The organism is Burkholderia sp. BCC1972, from assembly GCF_905339605.1.
Lineage (GTDB): Bacteria > Pseudomonadota > Gammaproteobacteria > Burkholderiales > Burkholderiaceae > Burkholderia.
Map to the genome: position 1 here is coordinate 51,469 of NZ_CAJPGH010000018.1, position 19,479 is coordinate 70,947.

Genomic DNA, 19,479 nt, shown 5'->3' on the forward strand with positions numbered 1-19,479 from the left:
ACGTCACGCCCGCTCAGTACACCGCCACCCAGTGCCCCGGCACCCACGCCCAGTGATTGCCTGCCCACCGGTAATGCCCCTTGGCCCAGCGATAGCCCGGTGCAGGCGGCGGCGGTGCCACCTCGACGAGCGGCGCCGGCTGCGGCGGCCGCACGGGTTCGACCACGCAGGCGGACATCAGCACGGAACTCGCGCTCACCAGCACCGCAAGCGAAACGGATCGCATCTTCATCGTCAATTCTCCCTGTTGTGTAATCGTGTAATCGGTCGACAGCACGAACGCGGCATGCGCCGCGTCACGCGGCCCCGCGAATCAGGCCGCTCAGCGGCCGCGTCGTGCCGCTTTCCGCGAACAATGCGGCTGCCGTGCGGCGCGGATCGAGCCGCAGGCTTTCGGCCGCTGCGCCCGAGATCAGCGCGTCGAGCGACGCAGTCGGCTTCAGGTCGCGCCCTTCGTACAGGTCGCCCGGCCGCAGCCCCGGCCAGTCGGCGATCACGCGGCCGCCGGCCACCGCGCCGCCTGCGAGCATCGCGACCGACGCCTGTCCGTGGTCGGTGCCGCCCGTGCCGTTCGCGGCCGCCGTGCGGCCGAACTCGGTCGCGACCAGCACCGTGGTCTGCTGCCAGGCGGGCCCGAGGCCGTCGCGCAGCGCAGCGAGCATCGTGTCGAGCGCCTTCAACTGGTTCGCGAGCCGCGCGTTCTGCGCGCTGTGCGTGTCCCAGCCGCCTGTCTCGATCATCGCGATCCGCGGGCCGTCGTCGCGCGCGAGGAACGTCGCCGCGAGCTTGCCGACGCCGGTCGGGTCCTGGCGCGCATGCGCGTCGCCGGCGAGGCCGCGCGCATCCATCGCCGACTGCCACAGCGGGCCGAGCTGTGCGTCGGCCTCGTAGAGCGACGACACGCGCGCGAGCAGGTCGTCCGGCGCGGCCGGCAAACCGGACGGCGCATACGACGCGGCCTGCACGGCGCCGCGCAACGCGAGCGGCACGGTCGGCGCGAACGCGATCGCGTTTTCGCGTGTCGCCGGCAGCAGCGCGGCGAGCCGGTTCAGCCAGCCGTCCTTCACCTGGTATGGCGCGCGGCCGCCCGTTTCGAGCACGTTCTGGCCGTCGAAATGCGAGCGGTCGCGATACGGCGACGCGATTGCATGAACGAACAGCGCCTGCCCGTCGCGATACAGCTGCGCGGTTTGCGCGAGCGACGGATGCAGCGCGAACGTGCCGTCGAGCCGCGTCGCGGCCGCCGTGTCGATCGCGAGCGGGCCGCGCAGCGACGCATACGCGGGTTCCGCATACGGGACGACGATGTTCAGGCCGTCGGCCGCGCCGCGCTGGATCACGAACACGAAGCGCCGGTCGGTCGCGACGTTCGCGAACACGATCCGCGGCGCGACGAGGATCGCGCCCGCACCCGCGGCGGCAACGCTCAGGAATTGTCGGCGTGACAGGGCCATGGTCATCTCCGTTGGAAATCGGGCGAAACGAGCAGCAGCGCGAGCGACGTGGTCGCGCTTTCGGCACGCGACAGCGCAGTCGCGGTCGCCGCGCTCATCGAACCGGCCAGCAGCGTGTTGCCGAGCGTGCGCGGATCGAGGCGGTCGCCCGTGCGCGCGGCCAGCCGCTGTGCAATCTCGACGCGGCGCACGAGCGCGTCGGGCGCAGCCCAGCTCGCGGCGACATCGTCGTAGCCGGCCGGCGAGCCCGGCCGCCACACCGGCTGGCCGAGCTGAGCGAGCAGCGGCGCGGCCTTCAGGTCGCCCGTATCACTCCAGCCGATCCCGCGCAGCGACGATACGGCCCACTCCCACGGCGTCTTGAACTTGCGGTTGACCGGCGACCACGCGTCGGGCGCATCGACGAGCGCGCGATAGACGGTCGGCAGGTCGCCGCCGCTCGCATCGAACGCGCGGGCCAGCCGGTCGGTCAGCGCGGGCGGCGGATTGTCGGCGACGAAATGACGTGCGAGCTGGAACGCGATGTGCCGGCCGGTTGCGTCCGAGTGCGCGAGGTCGTGCAGGATCGCGCGCGCCTGCGCTTCGCCCGTCTGGTCGTAGGTGCGTCCCATCACCGTGCGCGTGCCCGGTTCGTGCAGCTTCGGGCGAAACACGAATGCACCGGGAGCGGCATCGCCCGGCTGCGGGCCGCGGCCGCCGGCGATGCTCCAGCCGGTCAGCGCGCGCGCGAATTCCGTCACGTCGGCTTGCGTGTATCCGGTGCGCACGCCGAGCGTGTGCAGCTCCATGATTTCGCGCGCGAGGTTCTCGTTGAGCCCGCGCTTTGCCGAAGGATTGCGCGCTTCGGCGCGCAACGCGGCCGGGCTGTCGGGGCCGACCGAGCGTGCCTGGTCGAGGAACACCTGCATCGCGGGATGCTGCTCGACGGCGACGAGCATGTCCTCGAAGCGGCCGAGCACGTGCGGTCGGATCGCGTCGCGTTCGAACGCGCCCGCATAGGCAGCCACCTGCCCCTTGTCGACCGAGACCGCGAAATGGTTCGCCCAGAAATGCACGAGACGCTCGACGAACGGCGCGGGCGTGTTCAGCGCGCTGTTCATGCGGGCGGCGACGGCACTGCGATAGGCGTCGTAGCCGTCGCGCCGGATCGATTGCCCGATCGCACGCTTCGCGGCCGCGTCGTCGCCCGTCATCGCGTTGCGTGCATTCGCGAAACGCGTGGCGAGCGCCACCGCATCGGGCTCGCCGGCCCACGCGGCGGGCCGTGCGTCGTAACGATCGAATTGCGCGACGAGTGCCGCCTTCGGGTCTGCTGGCGGCGCTTCGTCGGCCCGCGCGCCGAGACCGAAGCGGTTCAGCGCGATCGCGGCCGGCGCGATGTCGTTCGGGTGATCCATGACGGGCTCTCTCGCGGTGCGTACCCACGTTCAACGCGGGAGCGCCGGGAAATCCGTCGCGGGACTGCGAAATATTTGTGCTTCGCGGCCGGTGAACCAGATGGCTTGCTGTTTGCTTTCAATCGCCGTCAGGCGCGTACGGTTACCTCAGCGGCCGGCACCCGCGTCGCCGAGCCCCGCAGCATGCTTGCCGGACAGGCTCGACATCAACGCCTCGATCGGCAGCTTGCGCGCCATCCGCGGCTGCGAAAGACCCAGTTCGCGAAACGCCGAATCGATTTCCTCCCGGGTCGGCTGCAATGGCGCAAGCGCAGACGCGAGCGGCGGGACAATCTGCTTGACCATATAACGACGCCCCGTCGCCTTGATCTGCATGACGACGATCAATATGCCAAGCGCGATGAAGAAATAGATGCCGTAGTTCGTCGCGTCCGGTGCGACCATGCCGACCGTCACGGACCCTACGATCGCGACGGCGAAGGCGACGAATATCGCGAGTATGTCTCGCCAGTTGACCCGGCTCGATGCGAAATAGCGTTCGGCCTTCGTCGATAGCACAACGAACGGATCGCGAATCAGCGTCTGTCGCTCGTCGGGCTGCAGCGATGGGAGCGCGGTGCGTACCCGCTCTTCGAGAACGAGCCGGTCTCTCCATGCCGATTCCAGATTCGGAAAGGTCTGCGCGGTCAGCTCCGGCAGCGGCGCGGCCTTCGGCGACACGCTCGCATAGGTGGACAGCTCGCTCTTGACCGGCGTTCGGCAAGTCTGGCAAGTTCGCTGATATCCGACCAGCCGCCCTTCCCCAACCGAGATGTTGTAGACATGACCGGCGGAGCCGACCCGCTGCAATTCGAACGTACGCGGCGTTCGGCAGATCGGACAGAAGTCCGCTACGTAGCCTTGCTTGCGATAGACTAACTTCCGCCCCCAGAAGACGAACATGGCATTCCCCCGAATTCCGGAATACGCCCCGGCATGCGCGTTTCATTGATATTTGTTTGCCAGTCCGAAACGACACGGCGGCTTATTCTGCCTGATCTTTTTTTTCGGTGGGTGGCGATTTTTGCCGGTCGGGCGTTTCGAATACGCAACGCGGCGCGAATGCTTTCATCCGGTTTTCATCTCGCCTTCGAAGGCCTCGCGATTCCAGGAAACGCCATGCCGGCACGATCGATCGGCTGTCACAGTCCGATGTCCTAATCGCGCGACAGACGCGCTGCTTACGCTCATGGGTCGATAACACGATGGTCACTCTTTACCCCGCCGGGCCACGCGACGTGCCGGCCGGACTCACGCGCGCGAGCACCGCGTATCGCCGCAACGTGTGGCTGGCGGTTGCGGGCCTCGTGCTGTTCATCCTGCTGTATTTCGCGCTGACCGCGTGGTTCGCCTTCTCGGCAATCACCGGTGCACTGCGGCTCGCGCTGGATGGCGGGTCGGCCGGGTTGCCCGAATGGCTCTCGTGCGGCGGCAGCCTGTTCCTGGCGGTATTCCTGGCCAAGGCCCTCTTCTTCGTCCGGAAAGACGAGAGTACGGGCCGCGTTGAATTGACGCGCGCACAGCAGCCGCGGCTGTTCGCGTTCCTCGAACGTATCGCGGAAGACGCCGGCGCGCCGCCCCCGAACAAGGTGTTCGTCAGTGCGCGGGTCAATGCGGCCGTGTTCTACGACCTGTCGTTGCTGAATCTGGTTCGGCCTTCGCTCAAGCATCTGGAGATCGGGCTCGCGCTCGTCAACATGCTCAATCTCACTGAATTCAAGGCGGTGTGTGCGCATGAGTTCGGGCATTTCGCGCAGCGGTCGATGGCGCTGGGCCGATGGGTCTACACCGCGCAGCAGATCGCCGTCCATATCGTGGCGCAGCGCGACCTCCTCGACCGCGTGCTGCACCGCCTGTCGAACCTGGACGTGCGCATCTCGTGGATCGGCTGGCTGCTCGGTCTCGCCGTCTGGGCATTGCGATCGATCATCGACATGGCGTTCCGCCTGGTTGTCGTCGCGCAACGTGCGCTGTCGCGTGAAATGGAGATGCAAGCCGACCTGGTCGCCGTGTCGCTGACCGGCAGCGATGCCATCGTGCATGCGTTGCACCGGTTGCAGATTGCGGACGACGCATGGGACCGCACATTGGGCCTGCTGCGCGGAGAAGTCGCCAACGGCCGGCCGCCGCGCGATGCATTCGTCGTGCAGCTGGCTTTTGCCGATCGCCTCGGCCGCATCTACAACGATCCGGCTTACGGCCAGCGCCCGCAGGTGCCGGCGGACGCAGCCGGCGCGTTCCGCGTGTTCGATCGGGAAATCGCGCAGCCGCCGCGCATGTGGGCCACGCACCCGCAGAATCACGAACGGGAGGAAAACGCGAAACGCACGTATCTCGCCGCGCCCGTGGACGAACGCAGCGCGTGGCTCCTGTTCGACGACGCGCCCAGCCTGCGCGAGCACCTGACGGCCGCGCTGGTCGGCGACACCGGATACGCGCCGGTGGATCCCGACGTTTCGCTGCGGCAACTGGACGAACATTTCGTGCAGGAACATCTTGGGCCGCAATATCGCGGCATCTACATGGGTTTCCCGGCTACCCGGCACGCGCGGTCCGTGCAGTCGTTGACGGAGCGCGTTACTCGCGCCGGTCCGCTCGATACCGACACGCTGTACCCTGCCACCATCGGCCACGACCTCGAGCGGCTGCGCAAGCTCGATCGCGAGCATGCGCTGCTTTGCTCGCTGCGCGACGGGCGCTATCAAGCGATCGACGGGGTCATCCGCCACCGCGGCCGGGTACTCCGGCGCGCCGAGTTGCCCGGCGCGATCGATGCGGTCGATGCCGAGCGATCCACCGCCCGCGGTCGCCTGCATGCGGTGCTGAAGGCGGTACGCAGCGCCCACCTGGCCGCCGCCGACACGCTGTCGCCACCATGGCGCGCGTATCTCGAAGGCTTGCTGAGCCTGCTTCACTATGCGGAGCACACCGAAGCGAATGTGCGCGACGCTCACGCGCATCTGTCGCTGTGGCGGCAGCGCGCCACGGCGGGCGGGACGATCACCGAGCACGGCATTGGCCAAATCGTCCGCGCGGCCGAGCAGCTGCAGCGTGCATTGGCACAAGTCTTCCACCATGCGGAGGATGTACGCCCGGGCGCGTCCGTGTTGGCCGCGCTCGGCATCGACACCTGGCCCGACGCGCTCGGGTATTTCGCGCTCGGCGAGCCTGTACGAAGCAACATAGACGACTGGCTGCGTGCCGCCGGCGGCTGGGTCCAGCATGCGGCCGGTCAACTTTCCGCGTTGCGCCGCGCCACGCTCGACGAACTGCTGCGCGCGGAAGCGATCGTCGCCGCCGCCCATGCGGGTTCCGGCGCACCGGCGACGGATGCGCCGCCGCCGGCGCCATCCGTTCCGGCCGCGTACGACACGCTGGTCGTCGGCACCGAGCGCGTGCTGCACGTCGACCAGCCGACCTTTCGCGAGCGCTTCGGCACGGCCAGCGGCGTGCTTCCCGGGATTGCGCGCGCGGCCGTGGCACTCGGAATCGTGGGATCCGTGCTCGTGTTCGGCTGGATGCAAGGCCGCGTCACCGTCTCCGTGTACAACGGCCTCGCGCGCACCGTGTCCGCGACGATCGACGGACGGCACGTCGAACTGCAACCGGGTGCGTCAGCCGACGTGACCGTTCACGGCGGCCGCGATATCCGTATCGTCAGCACGACTTCCGATGGCGAGCCGATCGAGTCGTTCGATGCGCCGCTCGGTTTTCTGCATGCGCGGTTCGTCTACACCGTCGCCGCCGCTGCGCCGCTGCGCCTGTGGACGGCCGCCTACGGCAGCGCAGCCGCGCCGCCGCCGCACTGGCTCGCGCCGCTGCGATGGCAGCCCGCTTCGGCCGACTACGTCTTTACCCGGCCGCCGGCCAGCATTCGCACGAAGGACGGCGGCACGACGCGCACCGTGCTGGACGCAGGCAATGTCGTCGCACCCGAGACCCTGGTGCGCGCCGCCGGTGGCAACGCGGCGGCGGCGATGGTGCTGTCGCACGTGCGATACGATGCGCCGGACTCTCCCTATCTGCGGAATTGGCTGGATCTCGCGAGAACGACACCCGGCTTCGATCAGGCGCTGGCGGCACGACTCGCGCATTTTCCCGACGACGCGTCCGCGGTGCGAATCAGCCGGACGGCAACGGCGAGCCGCCTCGATAACAGCGTCGGCAAGTAGGACCGTGCGCTCGGTGACGCCAGCCGCAATGCCGGCTCGCGACGACGATTACTGACTCTCCGGTACGCCCCGCTTCTTCGGCGGCAACCGCCAGTTCCCGCTGCGCTGCAACCCGTCGACGAACTTCGCGCGCTCGTCGGGTGTCAGCGTCGCCGCGAAATCGACGACGCTGCGTTCGACCTGCGCACGCATCGCGGTATCGGCCGCGCGTGTGCGGTCGAGCGCGGCATCGATCGCCGCACGATCGAGTTGCGGCGCGGCGAGCAGGTCCAGCACGGTGATCCGGCCGTCTCGCCCTTCCCGCGCGAAATCGCGCCCGGTCTTGCGCGCCGCCTTCAGCGCGGCCGCGAATTCGCGCTGCCGTGCATCGGGCAATTCGTCCGCCGCGAAACGCAATGCGGTGCGCGATGCAGGGGCGCCCGCCGCATGCAGGTCGCGATGCGTCGAGAACCACTGATAGGCGCCGCCGCCGATCGCGCCGAGCATGAACACGTTCAGCACGACCGAGCCGACGAGGATGAATTTCCAGCCACGTTCAGTCATTCATCGCTCCAGTCGACGCTCGGGCCGCCGAACGTCGTCGTCAGATAGCCCGGTTCATGCTGCGACATCGGCGCGCCGCCGAACATCAGCATCGACACGGCCACCGCGCCCGCGAGCGCACCGGCCAGGCCGACGCCCGCGAACGCCGCGCCCGACCACCAGACTTTGCCGCGCCTGCGTGCGCGCTGCGGCGCGGGCGCCGTCGCGACGATGCGCTCGACCAGCGACGGCGCGGGCGGCGCGACCGCATCGCATGCAAGCCACGCATCGAGGTCGGCTGCGTCGTCCAGTGCGAGCAGCGCTTCGCGCGGGTTCGCGTGCGCCCACGCCTCGGCGGCCGCGCGCTCGCCGGCCGGCCAGCGCCGCGCGTCCGAGCCGTACGCGGCGACGATGGTGCGAAATCGTTCGGGTGTCATCGCTTGTCCTCGCTAGGTGGGTCGCCGGCCAGCTGCGCGCGCAGGTTGCGCCTCGCGCGGGCGAGCAGGCTTTCCAGCGCATCGACGGTGATGCCCATCAGGTTGGCCGCTTCCACATTCGACATTTCCTGATAGTACTGGAGCACGAGCGCTTCCCGCTGCCTCGGCGGCAATGCGGCCAGCGCCTGCCGCACGCGCGCATCGCGCGAACGCAGCTCCGCCTGCGCGGCCGGCTCCGGCTGCGTGTCGGGCACGTCGGGCAGCGTATCGACGGGCTCCTCGCGCCGGCCGCGCAGGCGGTCGTAGCACAGGTTCAGCACGACGCGATGCAGCCACGTGTCGAAGCGCGCCTCGCCTTCGCGCCAGCGCGGCGCCTGGTTCCAGATTCGCAAGAACGTCTCCTGTGCGACGTCCTCGGCTTCGTTCCGGTCGCCGAGCATGCGCGTCGCCAATGCGAGCAGCCGCGGCAGCTTGCGTGCGACGAGCACGCGCACGGCCGACGAATCGCGCGCGCCGACGCGCGCGACGAGTTCCGCGTCCGGATCGCGGTCGCCGCGATCGTTCAACGCCGCCTGCTCCGTCGCGCGGCGCGCGGGCGCCGCACTGTCACGGCAGGGGTACCCGCCGCCCGGCTGAAGCTCATCGTCGTGCTCTCCTTGCATGCGTCGGGCCATCACCGGACGGCGCCACACCGACTGTTCGGCACTGCCGCGCGCATCGCGCCCGGCATCGCACACGGCGTCGGCCATGTCCGTTTCATCGACATCCGGTTCGCGCGGCATGTCGATCCTGTCGGCCGGCCGCGCGACCGGCGGCCGGCGCGCTCAATATACGACGACCGGCGCGGGCCGGTAATACACTGGACGGGCCGGTACCACGACGCAGCCGGCCAGCACGATGGCTGCGGCCGCGAGGATCACGATGGTTCGAAAAGGCATGGCTTCGACTCATGATGTTGCACGAAGTAACTGCCGCGCCGGCACCGCGTGCCATGCGGCGGCGCATGCGTCACGCCCAGTGACCGGGCACCCAGCGCCAGGCCGGCCCGCGCGCGGCCCAATGGCCGGGCACCCAGTGGTAACCGACGCGCACCACTTGCCAGTGGCCCGGAATCCAGACGTAGCGGCCCTGCCGCCAGTGCCAGTGGCCCTGATCCCAGACGTAGCCCGCACGCGGCGCCGGCAGCACTTCGACGCGCGGCGGCGGCGGCGCGTAAGGCGCGACGATCACGGCCTGCGCGAACGACGCGGAGGCCGCCAGCGCGGCCACGCATGCCGCGGCGAATCGCAGTGGAACAGAAAGTTTCATGAAAGACTCCGAAGTAACGGGCATCGACCGGTTGCGGTCGTTCATGCGTTAAACGGCGCCGGCGAACGGAATCCGTCGCGGAGTCTGCAAATAAATTTCGGGGAGACCGACGTGGCGTCGGCATGTGCCGCGGTGCCGCTCGGCAAGATCCTGCGAGATCCTGCGTATTGGCGGCCGCCCGCGCCGGGTTGCGGGGCTGTCACATCGCGGCAAAACTGCCCTTCGACAATGCATGCGACCGGGATCCCGCTCGTTTCCGGCCCACGCCCCGGCCGCGCTCGCGCATGGCCGCGCGGTTCCACCCTCTCGCGTCCCCACCCACGAAAACACCGACCATGTCGAACCAGGACACTTCCCCTGATCAGCCGAACGAGCCGGCCGCCTCGGTATCGCGTCGCGGCTTCCTGAAACTGGCCGGCGTCTCCGGCCTCGCCACCGCTGCCGGCGGCCTCGCGGCCGCGCGCGCCGCCGCCTCGAATCCGGACGGCACGCCCGAACAGGTCCACCTGACGTGGGGCAACGACCCGACGTCCGAGGTCGTGATCTCGTGGGCATCGCTCGCGCCGGCCGTCAACCCGCGTGCGCGCATCGTCGCCGACGGCGAGCCGGCGCGTACCGTGCACGGCGTCCAGCGCCTGTACACCGACGGCCTGAACGGCGAAACCGTGTTCACGTACCACGCGCGCGTGCACGGGCTGAAGCCCGATACGCACTACCGCTACGAGATCACCGCCGACAACGACGGCAACGCCGCGCAGCCGTTCTCCGCGACCTTCTCGACGGCGCCGCGCGGCCGTGCGCCGTTCCGCTTCACGAGCTACGGCGATCTCGCGACGCCGAACGGCGCGTGGGTGCTGTCGTCGCCGCAAAGCCGCTTCGCGGTGCAGGCCGTCGAGCAGTTCCAGCCGCTGTTCCACCTGCTGAACGGCGACCTCTGCTACGCGAACCTGAACCCCGCGCACCAGCCCGAGGTGTGGCGCGATTTCGGCAACAACAACCAGACGTCGGCTGCGAACCGCCCGTGGATGCCCTGCCCCGGCAATCACGAGATCGAGTTCAACAACGGCCCGCAGGGGCTCGACTCGTATCTCGCGCGCTATACGCTGCCGGAGAACGGCACGCACTTCCCCGGCCGCTGGTACAGCTTCCGCGTGAGCTCGGTGCTGTTCGTGTCGCTCGATGCCGACGATGTCGTGTACCAGGACGCCGCCGCATTCGTCGGCGGCCCGGCGCCGCTCGTGCCGGCCGCGAGCACGGGCCGCCCGCCGATCGAACCCGGCACGTCGTTCTACGTGCGCGGCTACAGCAACGGCGAGCAGACGCGCTGGCTCGAACGCACGCTGCGTCACGCCGCCCATGACGACGACATCGACTGGACCGTCGTGCAGATGCACCAGGACGCGCTCAGTTCGTCGAAGACGGGCAACGGCTCCGACAAGGGCATTCGCGAAGCGTGGCTGCCGCTGTTCGATCGTTACGGCGTCGACCTCGTGCTGTGCGGCCACGATCACGACTACGAACGCAGCTACCCGGTGCGCGGCTGCAATCACCGCGCAGGCGTCGACGCGACGACCGGCGAAGTGGTCGAGACGCTGCAGCCGCGCCCGGTCGGCTCGAACGACCCGGACCGCACGAAGTTCGACACGAGCCACGGCACGATCCACCTGATCCTCGGCGGCGGCGGCACCAGCGCACCGCTCGACGTGTACGGCGAAAACCCGTCGACCGGTTTCGCGCGTGCGAAGGTGTTCACGAAGCCGAACCGGCCGGTGCCGGGCAGCACGCCGAACACGTTCGTGCGCCAGCCGGCCGATGCGCTCGAGGATGCGATCTGGTCCGCGCGCCGCGATACGGGCACCGGCTACGGGATTGCCGTGTTCGACCACGATCCGGGCAAGCCGGGCGGGCACACGACGATCACGATGCGCTACTACCACGCGCCGGGTGCCGACCAGCACCCGACCGCGCAGTACGAGCTGTTCGAAACGATCGAGCTGAGCAAGAAGCGGCGCGAGCGGTAATCACGCCGGCGCCCGCTGCGGCGGGCGCCGGTTGCGCTGCCTGCGAGGACGGGATGCCGCGGCACGGGTTAGACTGCCCGGCTCGCACACCGGGCCGCGCAGATGAGTTTCGAATATCGCATCCACACGATCCCGTCAGCCGCCGCATTCGATGCCATCGCGCATGCCCTGCGGCAGGCGTATGGCAGCATCGACATCGATCCCGGCCGACAACGGCTCGACGTTCGGGATGACAGCGGCGCGTGGCCGCTGCTCAGCCTGACGACCGACGAAGACGGATTCTTCCTGGTCACGACGCTGGGGCCGACGCGGCGCGCCATGCTCGACGCGATCGGACACGCGTTGTCGGCAATCGGCGCCGCATGGCGGATCGACGACGCGTGACCGATTCGCGCGCCTGAATCGACCGCAGGCCGTACACACGAGTCCGGCCGGATCGCTGCAACGGCTTCGCCCCGTTAAAATGCGCGCTTCCGGCGAAATCACTCCATCGCATTTCCGCTCGCGACAGCAGCACGCGCGAACGGCCTCGTATCATCCGCAATCGAATCGGCATGTCGAAGCAGGCAGGAAGCATGAAACGCAAGAACAAGGCAACGCTCGCCGGGCTCGGCGCGGTGCTGTTATGGGCCTCGGTGGTCGCGCTCGTACGCGGCGTCAGCGAAAGTCTCGGCGCGACCGGCGGCGCCGCGATGATCTATACGGTGGCGTCCGTGCTGCTGCTGTTTTCGGTCGGCTTCCCCGACCTGAGCAGGTTCCCGAGAAGCTATCTGCTCTGGGGCGGCCTGCTGTTCGTGTCGTACGAACTGTGCCTCGCGCTGTCGATCGGCTATGCGAGCAACGGGCAGCAGGCGATCGAAGTCGCAATGGTCAACTATCTGTGGCCGAGCCTCACGCTGGTCGCCGCCATCGTGTTCAACAAGCAGCGGGCAAACCTGCTGGTCGTGCCGGGCGTCCTGCTGTCGATGCTCGGCATCTGCTGGGTGCTCGGCGGCGACCGCGGCCTCGATCCGGCCGGCATGCTCCGCAACGTCGCGGACAACCCGCTGAGCTATGGCCTCGCGTTCATCGGCGCGCTGATCTGGGCCGGCTATTGCACGGTCACCGCACGCCTCGCCGACGGCAAGAACGGCGTCACGCCGTTCTTCATGCTGGTCGCCGCGGCGCTCTGGATCAAGTTCGCGATCGAAGGCGGCGGCGGCATGACGTTCAGCTTTCACGCGGTCCTGTATCTCGTGCTGGCGGCGTCGGCGCTGGGGTTCGGCTATGCGGCCTGGAACACCGGCATCATGCACGGCAACGTGACGGTCATCGTCGGCGCGTCGTACTTCACGCCGGTGCTCGCCGCCGCGTTCGCCGCGACGCTGCTGCATGCGCCGCTGTCGGTCGAATTCTGGCAAGGCGCATCGATGGTGTGCGGCGGGTCGATCCTGTGCTGGCTCTCGACGCGCAGCCGGCGCCAGGCCAAGGCCGCGCCCGTTCGCGTCGGCAAAGCGGCCGAAGGCAATTGCAACGGGTGACGTTGCCCGAAGCTGTCGACGCAAGGCCGGCTTGCTGCCGGCCGCTCTCCCGGGCGCCGGCCACCGTGTTCTAGCGTTGCGACTCCAGCGCGATACGCACGGCCAGCCCGGCCAATACGGTGCCCATCAACCAGCGCTGAACCGACGCCCAGAACGGCCGGCCCGCCAGAAAGCCCGCGATGGAACCGGCCATGCACGCGATCAGCGCGTTCACGCCGACGCTCACCGCGATCTGCACGCAGCCCAGCACCAGCGATTGCGCGAGCACGCTGCCGTGGCCCGGCGAAATGAACTGCGGCAACAGCGACAGATACATCACCGCGATCTTCGGGTTCGCCAGGTTCGTGACGAACCCCATCGCGAACAGCCTGACGCGGCTGTCGTGCGGCAACTGCCGGACCTGGAACGCGGAGCGGCCGCCGGGCTTCAGCGCCTGCCACGCCAGGTAGGCCAGATACAGCGCGCCGGCAAAGCGCAGCGCATCGTATGCATACGGCACGGTCATCACCAGCGCGGTAATGCCCAGCGCCGCACACACCATGTAGAACACGAAGCCCAGCGCGACGCCGCCGAGCGACACGAGCCCGGCACGGCGGCCCTGGCAGATCGAACGCGACACCAGGTAGATCATGTTCGGTCCAGGCGTCAGCACCATGCCGAGCGCTACGAGTCCGAACGCAAACAGGGTAGGCAAGGCCGGCACGGCAATCTCCTTCGGGGCGACGGGAATGAGGTCCGATCAATGTATTGCATTCCGGGCATCGTCAGCATGAATAAATTGCAAGTCACCCATGAACGCCGTTCATCGTGCCGCCTGCTTGCTACCTGCCCGCTTTGTGCGTGCGTGGATCGCCTTCCCCGCCTTCGCTCGCTGTGCGTCGACGAGCCTCACGAATTCATCGGCTACCGCGTTGCCGGCCGTATTCCACGCCAGCCGCACGGAACGATGCAGCCGCGGCGACAGTTCCAGTACGCGGCCGCCGAACGGCGTATACGTGAGCGTGATGCGCGGCACGATCGATACGCCCATGCCGGCCTCCGCCATCGACAGGATGGTGCGCATCTCGACCACGTTGAACGCCGCCTGCAGCGGCGCGCCGCCGCGCGCGAAGTAATCCGCGATCACCGGCCCGCACCCGCCCTTCGAAAAAATGAACGGCGCCGCGGACAACTGCCTGGCCGACACGCTCTTGCGGCCGGCGAACATCCCGTCCGCCGCCACGGCGACGAAATCCTCGTCGAGCAGCGGCAGGTTGTGCGCGAACGTCTTCGTGCCGGCCACCACGCCGATGTCGGCGGTCCCGTCGTCGATCCACCCTTCGACTTCGCTGTCCGTGCCTTCGAGCAGCACCGCCGATACGCCCTCGTGCAGCGCCTTCAACGCCTCGAGCGCGGGGACGACGAACGCCAGCGACACGCTCGGCAACGACGCGACCACCAGCCGCCCTTCGAGCTTCCCGCGCGACAGGCTGAACTGCTGGCGCAGCATCTGCGCTTCACGAACGACACTCTGGACGTACGGCCACAGGCGTTCGCCCGCCGCCGTCAGGACGACCGGCTGCCGGTCACGCCACAGCAGCTTGACCTGCGTGATGTCCTCCAGCTCGGTCAGCGCGTGACTGATCGCGGACTGGCTGCGGCTGAGCCGGTCGGCAGCCGCCGTCAGCGAACCGAGTTCGACTACGGCCGCGAGGGCCTGCAACTGGGCAAGCGTCATCGGATTTCCTTGTGTCGATGGCATGTATTCGCCGCATGACGCGGCAAGCCGTCATGAATTATATTGAATCGACACCATCGCATGAAACGCCGTGTCCGCATCGCTCAGGTAAGATGCACGCTCGATCCGCCGCGCCCTTGCATGCGCACCGGCCGGCGGTCGACAATCGATGTTGAACCACGCCACCGCGTTGCTCATGCTTGCCGGCACGACCTGCCGGCCCGGACCGGAGCCGCGCGCCCGCCGGCCGCACACGAGGCGGTGCCATGCGATCGCATGACCGGTTCATGCCAGACAAGAACGAATGCGTGCGAAACGCACGCGACCGCAACGGGTTCGACCGACAGCGCTCGCTGCCGGATCTGCCGCGACAGGCCGCTCCATGATTCATTTCAATCTGACTGAAGGTGTGCTGGTTTCCAGCCTGCAGGCGCTCACGGTGCTCGACCTGGCCGGCATCGCCATTGCGTTGCTGCTGGGCGGCATGGCCAAGGGCATCACCGGAATCGGCGTGCCGCTGATCGCGATGCCGATCCTCAGCCAGTTCCTGCCGATCCGGCACGCGGTGCTGCTGCTGTCGATGCCGATCATCCTCGGCAACATTCCGCAGGCGCTGGAAGGCGGCCAGGTGCTGGCGACGGCCCGGAAGATCGCCGCGCCGATCGCGGGCACCGTGATCGGCAATATCGTCGGCGTCGCGATCCTGCTGTCGCTCAATCCCGGCCATGCGCAGGCGGCATCCGGCGCACTGCTGATCGTGGCCGCGGCGCTGATGCTCGCCGCACCGAAACTCAACCTGCCGGAAGCATGGCAAAAGCCCGTCGGGTTCGCGCTCGGCTTCGGCGCGGCACTGATGGAAAGCATCGCGTCGGTTCCCGGGCCGCTGCTCGCGACCTACCTGATTTCGTCCGGCGCGACCGGGCGCGTGTTCACGAAGCAGATCGCGATCATCCTCGTGGTGTCGATCGTCACGCTGATCACGACGTTCAGCGGCGCCGCGCATGCAAGCGGCGCGGACCTGGCGATCTCGGCGGCAGCCAGCCTGCCGGCCCTCGCCGGCATGTGGTTGGTGCGCCCGCTGCGTGACAGGATGTCGCCGAAAATCTTCCGGATGGTCGTCCTGCTGTTCGTGCTCGTCGCGGCGTCGCAGATGATCTGGAAATCGGGCGTGTTCCAGCACGGCGGCCCGCACGCTGCGCAGATCGACGGCACACACGCAGCCGGAAAATAGCCGGCGGTGCGCCGTCACCGAGCACGCATGGGTTCTGAAAGCTGCAACGCGTAGTATGCGCGGACCCGGCGTAGCGCTCCGGCCGTCGACGCCGACGATACGCTGCCGACTTTACGGTTCGCGCACTGATGCCGACATCGGCGCTGCCACGTTTTCAGAGGCACGAAATGGAAACCTATGTGTTGCTGGGCTGCGGGCTCGGCCTTGGCCTGTTGATCGCGATCTGGGGCATCTGGTCGCTCAGGTGAGGCGACCGGCTCCGTCCGCGCGCAAGCCATCCGTATGGCGATGGACCGGAAACTGTAGTTTGCGGCCGTGCTTCGACCCTGTTGCTTCGCACTCCGATCCAGCCGTCCGGCAACAACGATCACGCAGATCGCGCCGTGTTCGACATCACGCGCGCCCAGGCTTCGCCGAAGCGCGCGCACTCGGCCTTGAGCCAGCCCGAAAAGGCGGCGGTTCGAGGATCGTCCGGGTTGCGTGACAGCAGCACGTAGCGCGCCGGCGCACGCACGTGCACGCCGAACACATCGACCAGCCGCCCGCTCGCAATCTCGTCATGCACGAGCGCAGCGCGCCCCATCGCGACGCCTTGATGGTTCAACGCGGCCGTGATCGCCAGGCTGGAAAAGTTGAACTGAGGGCCGTCCAGATGCGCGATCCACGCTGGCCGGACGGCCTCCAGCCACGTACGCCACTCGACGAACTCGGGCGCGCCGGCCCACGGCGCGGCGTCGTGCAGCAACACGACGCCGTCCGGAGATTCCCCGCCGGCGAACGCAGGATGCCGGGCCAGATACGCCGGCGTGGCGACCGGAAACAGGGTTTCGTCGAGAACGGCTTCCGCATGCAGCCGGCCGTATTGCACCGGGTCGTAGCGCACGGCCACGTCGATGTCGCCGGTCTCCATCGCATGACGGTCCAGCACCTGGAATTCGGCCTGCACACGCACCGACACGTCGGGCTGCTGCCGGTGAAATTCGGTCAGGCGCGGCATCAGCCACTGCAACGCAAACGACGGCAGGCAACTGACTTGCAGCGGCGCATCCGACATGCCAAGCGTCTGGAGCGTGCGATGGATCTCGCCGAATGCGCTCGACATCGTCGCGAGCAGGGTCGCGCCCTTCTCCGTCAGCCTCAACCCGCGCGCCTGACGCACGAACAGCGGATAACCCAGCCGCTCCTCCAGATTCCGGATCTGCTGGCTCACGGCGCTTTGCGTCAGGTTGAACGCCTGCGCCGTCTTCGTGAAGCTCAACAGCCGGCCGGCCGTTTCAAAACAGAACAGCGCACCGAGAATCGATCCGTCCAGTCGCATTTGTATAAGTCCAGCTAACGCATTGATTAGAAATCGGCGCTTTTGCGCAGTTGCGCGGAATCGTAGCATTTCAGCTCTGAATTCCGCTCAACGAACCCAAGGCCGATCCGTGACCGCTCCGCTTCAACCTGTCGATCTATTAGCCAGACTGCAATCCCGCCACCCGCTGCTGTGGCTGAACCCCGCTGCCGGCAGCCCGTTGCCGCACGGTGCGCCTTCGTTCGACGCCATCGCGGCGGCCGAAGCGCGGCTGGCGCGCTGCGAGCCGCTGATGGCCGAGCTGTTTCCGGAACTCGCGGCCACCGCGGGAAAAATCGAATCGCCGCTGATGCCGGCGGACGCGTTGCGGCGCGCGTTGCCGCACGCGGACGACGCGCACGGCGCCTGGTTCATCAAGCGCGACGACGCATTGCCGGTCGCCGGTTCGATCAAGGCGCGCGGCGGCTTTCATGAAGTGCTCGCGCTCGCCGAGTCGATCGCGATCGACCACGGGCTGCTCGCCCCCACGGGCGACCGGCGGATCCTCGCGTCGGCGGCCGCACGCACGCTGTTCGCCACGCATACCGTCGTCGTGGGCAGCACCGGCAATCTCGGCTTGAGCATCGGCGTGATGGCCGCCGCGCTGGGGTTCGAGTCGGTCGTCCACATGTCGACCGATGCGAAACCGTGGAAGAAGGCGCGCCTGCGAAAACGCGGCGTCCGCGTGGTCGAGCACGACGGAGATTACGCGCAGGCCGTCGCGGCCGGTCGGGCGCAATCGCGCGATCGACCGCGCTGCCACTTCGTCGACGACGAAGGCTCGCTGATGCTGTTCCTCGGCTACGCGGCGAGTGCCCGGCATCTCGCCGCGCAGCTTGCCGGATCGGGCCGCCGCGTGGATGCCGCGCATCCGCTCTTCGTCCATCTCCCGTGCGGCGTCGGCGGCGCACCGGGCGGCATCACGTATGGGCTCAAGGCGCTGTTCGGCGAACACGTGCATTGCTTTTTCGCCGAACCCGTCGCGGCGCCGTGCATGCTCGTCCAGCTCGCCGCCGGTGCAGGCAGCCCGGTGTCCGTCTACGACATCGGGCTCGACAACCGGACCGAGGCCGATGGCCTGGCCGTTGCGCAGGCGTCGCATCTGGTCAGCCCGTTGATGGCGTCGCAGTTGTCGGGCGTCTTCACGGTCAGCGACGCGCAGCTCTACGCGCAATTGCTCGCGGTTCGACGCGCGACGGGGATAGAACTGGAGCCGTCGGCCGCAGCCGCCGTCGGCGGGCCGGGCTGGCTGGCGCGGTCACCGGCCGGCAGGGACTACCTGCGGCGCCACGCGATCGACATGCATGCGTCCACGCACGTCATCTGGGCAACCGGCGGCTCGCTCGTTCCGCCGGAAGAACACCGCCGCTTCCAGTCTCATGCGGAGGCGCTCGCCGGGCCCGGTGCATGACCTTCCGCCCGGCGCCCTGCTTCGTTCCCGAAGACCGGTTAGACTGTCCCGATGGAACAATGCCGTTATTGCCAGAGAATCCGCGATGAATGGGATTGCCACGGGGACGAATGCCGCCGGGCAATCGCCAAGGCGCTGCGCCGGCAGCGTGCGGGCCTGCCGATGGTGCCCGATCGCATCCGCAACGAACTGCCGTCCGGCGCGCCGACCCAGCAGGTGATTGCCGTGCTGTCGCGGCAGCGCCTGCGCGCGCGCCGCGGCAACGAGGAACGCCGGGAGCGCAAGGAAATCGACGACGACGTCTGATCCGGCCTCCCCGCCACCCGCCCGCTTCCGTCCCCGCTTCCCGCTACCGTCGGGAGCCCGCCCGTGCGCGCCATCCGCGCGGCGCGCCCACCACCGTTCCGTTGCAAATCCGGCAATACACAATGGGGACGGAAGACATTTGCCGCGGAATTATTGCCTCTACAGCAACGATCTTTCGCTGAAACTCACGTTTACCCTAAGTCGACCGGCGCCTACGATGTAATCAACCGCTGACGACATGGTGTCGAACGCGGAAAGCCAACAAACATCGGAGGTCATCATGAAATCGCTCGTTTCCGCAGTCGTTGCCGCTGTTGCCCTGTCCGCCTCGTTCGGCGCATTCGCCCAAAGCACCGTGACCCGCGCCCAGGTGCGCAACGAACTCGTCCAGCTTGAAAACGCCGGCTACAAGCCGGGCCTGTCGAGCCCGTACTACCCCGCCGACATCCAGGCCGCCCAAGCCCGCGTGCGCGGTGCCGACAACACCGGCTACGGTGCACAACCGGCCGCAACCGTCGAAGGCGGCGCACCGGTCGTGAAGCCGCAAAGCGCACACGACTCGGTCTACTTCGGCCACTAAGCCTGCCGCTCCGCGCGCCTCACGCGCG

General features: G+C 68.2%; 19 protein-coding genes. 8 read left to right on the forward strand and 11 right to left on the reverse strand.

Annotated features, from left to right (window positions below):
* Positions 1 to 13: 13 nt before the first annotated feature.
* The 4 genes from U5798_RS23990 to U5798_RS24005 form a co-directional block, all read right to left on the reverse strand.
* On the reverse strand, positions 14 to 232 hold the full coding sequence (locus U5798_RS23990; protein WP_124447162.1) for a YXWGXW repeat-containing protein: 219 nt from the start codon (positions 230 to 232) through the stop codon (positions 14 to 16).
* A 64-nt stretch (positions 233 to 296) separates the two neighbouring features.
* Positions 297 to 1,454, reverse strand: a complete 1,158-nt coding sequence (locus U5798_RS23995) for a DUF1501 domain-containing protein (protein WP_124447160.1) — start codon at positions 1,452 to 1,454, stop codon at positions 297 to 299.
* A 2-nt stretch (positions 1,455 to 1,456) separates the two neighbouring features.
* Positions 1,457 to 2,851: a DUF1800 domain-containing protein gene (locus U5798_RS24000; RefSeq protein ID WP_322083433.1), complete on the reverse strand. Its 1,395-nt coding sequence runs from the start codon at positions 2,849 to 2,851 to the stop codon at positions 1,457 to 1,459.
* Between the two features lie 147 nt (positions 2,852 to 2,998).
* Positions 2,999 to 3,793 (reverse strand): hypothetical protein, encoded by a 795-nt coding sequence (locus U5798_RS24005; protein WP_322083434.1) that lies wholly within the window; start codon positions 3,791 to 3,793, stop codon positions 2,999 to 3,001.
* Positions 3,794 to 4,095: 302 nt separating this feature from the next.
* Between U5798_RS24005 and U5798_RS24010 the strand changes: the two genes are divergently transcribed.
* Positions 4,096 to 7,062, forward strand: coding sequence for a M48 family metallopeptidase (locus U5798_RS24010; protein ID WP_322083435.1), 2,967 nt, complete (start codon positions 4,096 to 4,098; stop codon positions 7,060 to 7,062).
* 48 nt (positions 7,063 to 7,110) lie between these two features.
* On the opposite strand, the gene U5798_RS24015 is transcribed toward U5798_RS24010, so the two are convergent.
* From U5798_RS24015 to U5798_RS24030, 4 genes are all read right to left on the reverse strand, one after another.
* On the reverse strand, positions 7,111 to 7,605 hold the full coding sequence (locus tag U5798_RS24015; protein ID WP_124447152.1) for a periplasmic heavy metal sensor: 495 nt from the start codon (positions 7,603 to 7,605) through the stop codon (positions 7,111 to 7,113).
* Positions 7,602 to 8,021 carry a hypothetical protein gene (locus U5798_RS24020; RefSeq protein WP_322083436.1) on the reverse strand — a complete coding sequence of 140 codons (420 nt, stop codon included), beginning with the start codon at positions 8,019 to 8,021 and terminating at the stop codon, positions 7,602 to 7,604. Before U5798_RS24020 ends, U5798_RS24015 begins: the two co-directional genes overlap by 4 nt.
* The gene (locus U5798_RS24025; RefSeq protein ID WP_124447148.1) at positions 8,018 to 8,803 is read right to left on the reverse strand and encodes an RNA polymerase sigma factor; all 786 of its coding nucleotides are present in this window, start codon (positions 8,801 to 8,803) and stop codon (positions 8,018 to 8,020) included. The genes U5798_RS24020 and U5798_RS24025 overlap by 4 nt, the downstream gene beginning before the upstream one ends.
* 226 nt (positions 8,804 to 9,029) lie before the next feature.
* Entirely contained in the window at positions 9,030 to 9,329 is a 300-nt protein-coding gene (locus tag U5798_RS24030) for a YXWGXW repeat-containing protein (protein WP_322083437.1), read from the reverse strand.
* Positions 9,330 to 9,664: 335 nt separating this feature from the next.
* Here U5798_RS24030 and U5798_RS24035 point away from each other — a divergent pair, with 335 nt between their 5' ends.
* From U5798_RS24035 to yddG, 3 genes are all read left to right on the forward strand, one after another.
* Positions 9,665 to 11,350 (forward strand): metallophosphoesterase family protein, encoded by a 1,686-nt coding sequence (locus U5798_RS24035; RefSeq protein WP_322083438.1) that lies wholly within the window; start codon positions 9,665 to 9,667, stop codon positions 11,348 to 11,350.
* 102 nt (positions 11,351 to 11,452) lie between these two features.
* Positions 11,453 to 11,734: a hypothetical protein gene (locus U5798_RS24040; protein WP_322083439.1), complete on the forward strand. Its 282-nt coding sequence runs from the start codon at positions 11,453 to 11,455 to the stop codon at positions 11,732 to 11,734.
* A gap of 191 nt (positions 11,735 to 11,925) precedes the next feature.
* A complete protein-coding gene (gene yddG, locus U5798_RS24045; protein ID WP_148092899.1) occupies positions 11,926 to 12,870 on the forward strand; it encodes an aromatic amino acid DMT transporter YddG in 945 nt (314 codons plus the stop codon).
* A gap of 70 nt (positions 12,871 to 12,940) precedes the next feature.
* On the opposite strand, the gene U5798_RS24050 is transcribed toward yddG, so the two are convergent.
* Positions 12,941 to 13,573: a LysE family translocator gene (locus tag U5798_RS24050; protein WP_322083440.1), complete on the reverse strand. Its 633-nt coding sequence runs from the start codon at positions 13,571 to 13,573 to the stop codon at positions 12,941 to 12,943.
* 99 nt (positions 13,574 to 13,672) lie between these two features.
* On the reverse strand, positions 13,673 to 14,587 hold the full coding sequence (locus tag U5798_RS24055; RefSeq protein WP_322083441.1) for a LysR family transcriptional regulator: 915 nt from the start codon (positions 14,585 to 14,587) through the stop codon (positions 13,673 to 13,675).
* Between the two features lie 382 nt (positions 14,588 to 14,969).
* Between U5798_RS24055 and U5798_RS24060 the strand changes: the two genes are divergently transcribed.
* Complete coding sequence (locus U5798_RS24060) at positions 14,970 to 15,818, forward strand: sulfite exporter TauE/SafE family protein (protein ID WP_322083442.1); 849 nt, start codon at positions 14,970 to 14,972, stop codon at positions 15,816 to 15,818.
* A gap of 367 nt (positions 15,819 to 16,185) precedes the next feature.
* On the opposite strand, the gene U5798_RS24065 is transcribed toward U5798_RS24060, so the two are convergent.
* Positions 16,186 to 17,142 carry a LysR substrate-binding domain-containing protein gene (locus U5798_RS24065; RefSeq protein WP_322083490.1) on the reverse strand — a complete coding sequence of 319 codons (957 nt, stop codon included), beginning with the start codon at positions 17,140 to 17,142 and terminating at the stop codon, positions 16,186 to 16,188.
* 103 nt (positions 17,143 to 17,245) lie between these two features.
* On the opposite strand from U5798_RS24065, the gene U5798_RS24070 reads away from it, so the two are divergent.
* The 3 genes from U5798_RS24070 (at position 17,246) to U5798_RS24080 (ending at position 19,451) form a co-directional block, all read left to right on the forward strand.
* On the forward strand, positions 17,246 to 18,565 hold the full coding sequence (locus U5798_RS24070) for a D-serine ammonia-lyase (RefSeq protein ID WP_322083443.1): 1,320 nt from the start codon (positions 17,246 to 17,248) through the stop codon (positions 18,563 to 18,565).
* A gap of 51 nt (positions 18,566 to 18,616) precedes the next feature.
* Positions 18,617 to 18,871 carry a hypothetical protein gene (locus tag U5798_RS24075; RefSeq protein WP_027791787.1) on the forward strand — a complete coding sequence of 85 codons (255 nt, stop codon included), beginning with the start codon at positions 18,617 to 18,619 and terminating at the stop codon, positions 18,869 to 18,871.
* Between the two features lie 280 nt (positions 18,872 to 19,151).
* Positions 19,152 to 19,451, forward strand: a complete 300-nt coding sequence (locus tag U5798_RS24080; protein ID WP_124447132.1) for a DUF4148 domain-containing protein — start codon at positions 19,152 to 19,154, stop codon at positions 19,449 to 19,451.
* Positions 19,452 to 19,479 lie beyond the last annotated feature (28 nt).